General features: G+C 43.6%; 3 protein-coding genes. 1 reads left to right on the top strand and 2 read right to left on the bottom strand.

The genetic code is table 11. The annotated features are described in order from the left end of the window. Positions 1-266 (top strand): GNAT family N-acetyltransferase (locus ACP45E_RS19005; protein ID WP_141707428.1); only part of this gene is annotated, 266 nt, incomplete at its 5' end. Between the two features lie 58 nt (positions 267-324). Here the strand turns inward: ACP45E_RS19005 and ACP45E_RS19000 are convergent. Beyond that, a complete protein-coding gene (locus ACP45E_RS19000) occupies positions 325-1,296 on the bottom strand; it encodes a phosphotransferase (protein ID WP_017037769.1) in 972 nt (323 codons plus the stop codon). 12 nt (positions 1,297-1,308) lie between these two features. Further along, positions 1,309-2,535 (bottom strand): sodium/glutamate symporter, encoded by a 1,227-nt coding sequence (gene gltS / locus ACP45E_RS18995; protein WP_017037770.1) that lies wholly within the window; start codon positions 2,533-2,535, stop codon positions 1,309-1,311. Between the last annotated feature and the right edge of the window lie 394 nt (positions 2,536-2,929).

Genomic DNA, 2,929 nt, shown 5'->3' with positions numbered 1-2,929 from the left:
ACCGCTCTTCCGATCTTGGTTTAGGGGTTCATGATGAGTACCAAGGAAAAGGCATCGGCAGCAAGCTGATCGAAACAGTACTAGATTTAGCAGATAACTGGCTACAAATAAAGCGGGTTCACATCGAGGTTAACGTCGATAATCACAACGCTATAGCCTGTTATAAAAAGTTCGGGTTCAAAATAGAAGGCGAAGCCGAAAACTCGGCCTTTAGGGACGGACACTACGTAAACACTTACTACATGGCAAGAGTGAAAGCCGATTAAGCTGGATTTTAGGGGGGGTTGTTATTATTCGAGTATTCGTCTTGCTCGATAGCTAACCCTACGTATACTCAGTCAGTTGCTTTAATGCCCTTTCTTTCAAAGATTCAGTGTAGTGATTGATCTTCCAATGCCCTGGGCTCCAACCTTTGACAAACCGTTGAAAGTCAGCCCAAGCAATTGGAAACAAAGGTCGCCAAGAGGCTTCTACAGACTCACAATCCAAATGGGGTTGATAGAGTGCCAGTGCCGCTCTCAAATAGAAAAAGTACTCATTGAGTACGTCTTTTTCAGCGTCATGACACGTTTTTGGCTCAATGGCACTGCTCATAAACAATGCCACATCCTTCATCGCACACCCTTTCCCGACATATTGAAAATCAACGGCCGCCGCTTGGGTTCCGCAGACCGTGAAACAAAAATTCGCAAGCTTAGCATCACCGTGAACTAAGGTTTGATAAGGCGCAAGAGTTAAGATCCGATCGATTTTTTTAGCCGCTCGCTTAAGTGCTTCGTCTGCCAATTTTTCTAATTCATCAGGACGAGTTTGCAAGTGCCAGTAGGTTCCCGATGGCCAAAGCCCTTCCCCTTCATGGCCAATATGTTTTGCGTGAAAATGAGCTAGCCATTTCAAACTCGCTGATATTTGAGCTTTCGTCGCGGCCTCACTCACCGTGGTAAACCCCACACTGGCGAGATCTTCCATCACTAACACATATTTCACATCGTATTGTTCAATATGAATCGGGGTTGGAACGTAGCAGAGCTGATCGCATTTCACAGCGTACTGGCGATACCATTGCATTTCAACGAGATAAGAATGGAGCTTTCTTTGATGAGATAACTCCGTATTCCACCCTTTTGGGTGACAACTGGGCTTTGGGAGCTCGATGTGTTTAACGATGACACTCTTGTTGTCAGCAGATAGCCTCACCAGCTCACCGTACCCACCCCAAAGAGGTTGAATGACGCTCACTTTAATGGGAGGGGTAATATCCAGTATCGCTGCTAATTGAGAGTAATCTGGCGTCACAGTATATCCATCTTATCCAATAAAGCTGATATAGCTTTGCAAAATAATCAGGTTAACAATATCAATAAAGAAAGCACCGACGATAGGCACCACCATAAACGCCTGTGGCGATGGGCCAAACTTATTCACTAAAGAGCCCATGTTCATGACCGCGGTCGGTGTTGCCCCTAGACCAAAGCCACAATGTCCTCCAGCAATAACCGCAGCATCATAATTCGAACCCATTACTTTAAAGGTAATGAAGTAAGAAAATAATCCGAGAACCACCGATTGAACGGCCAAAATAGTTAGGAAGGGAATCGCTAAGTCGAAGATGTTCCACAGTTTCAAACTCATCAATGCCATTGCCAAGAATAGAGACAGTGAGACAGTACCCAAAATGTCGACCGTTTCAGAATCAACCTTATGTACTTTTGTCACTTCCAGTATATTCGTAATAAACACACCGATAAATAACGCATATACAAAGTCTGGAATCATCAGCCAGTCGATGTTAAATGAACTGACCCATTGCTCCAAATACGTTGAACCAGTAACACAAATCAGCAGGATAAACAGAACTTCAATGACCTTTTTGGCGGTTACTTTGTCTTCTTCATATTCGTTATAGGTGACTAATTCAGGGAAGCGTTCATGGGTGTTGATACCACTACCATATTCAGATTCAAGGCCGTTTTTGGATATCAGCTTCTGTGCAACAGGGCTGCCTATAATACCACCAATGATCAAACCAAATGTGGCGGATGCCATCGCTATTTCAAGGGTATTGGCTAAGCCAAAACTATCGGAGAACGTTTGTGACCAAGCCGCTCCAGTACCATGCCCGCCAGACAGTGTAATCGACCCTGCAATTAGGCCCATCAAAGGATCGAGCCCAAAGGTACTCGCGAGTGTCACACCAACGCCATTCTGAATGATGATATAGACAGACGCGACCGCTAAAAATAGAAAGACTTTCGCTCCACCTTTCATTAATTGGGTATAATTGGCCGCAAGCCCAACGGTACTAAAAAACATCAACATGAATGTATTTTGCAATGGCAAAGAAAAAGAAAGGCTAATACCTTTGAAGTGCATAATGGTGATACAAATGGCGATGATCAACCCGCCGACAATAGGCTCTGGGATATTAAACCGTTTTAGAATGGGTAGCTTGGTGTTAACAAAGTGGCCTAAAAATAGGACGCTAATTGCGATTAAGAAAGACTCTAGTGGCCCAACTGAAATTAAATTATTCATATAACCTCTTCCGTTGTTTCACTCATCATCCTTAACGAGTAGGAGTTTCCGCGTTGTAAAAAGAATCACACCAACGCATCTCTCTATTTTAGATGAATTTTTCATACTGATTGCCATGATGAGCAACGCCATTTTACTGACCTGGCTGGCTGATACGAGTATCAAAATCTTAGGTATTGATACTCTCAGAATGAGAATATGGCGTGCATTATTAAACAGATCGCCCCTAATTGTCGAATTTAATGAAAAATCACGGATGGATTATGCTGCACCTAACCTGACTATTGGAGGGGTACGGTTGCGGATCTGCGGGCAAAAAAATGGCCAATCGCAATAGAGCGATTGGCCGATATAATGTGTGAACAAGAAATTCACTAACAACGTCAGTTGGCTA

It is taken from the genome of Vibrio genomosp. F10 str. 9ZD137, from assembly GCF_049974785.1.
Lineage (GTDB): Bacteria > Pseudomonadota > Gammaproteobacteria > Enterobacterales > Vibrionaceae > Vibrio.
Note: the sequence above shows the minus strand (reverse complement) of the source record. Positions and strands in the feature narration are given on the sequence as shown.

Excerpts from the sequence above, each read along its gene's own strand:
- gltS (WP_017037770.1), bottom strand. The coding sequence starts at position 2,535 with ATGAATAATTTAATTTCAGTTGGGCCACTAGAGTCTTTCTTAATCGCA.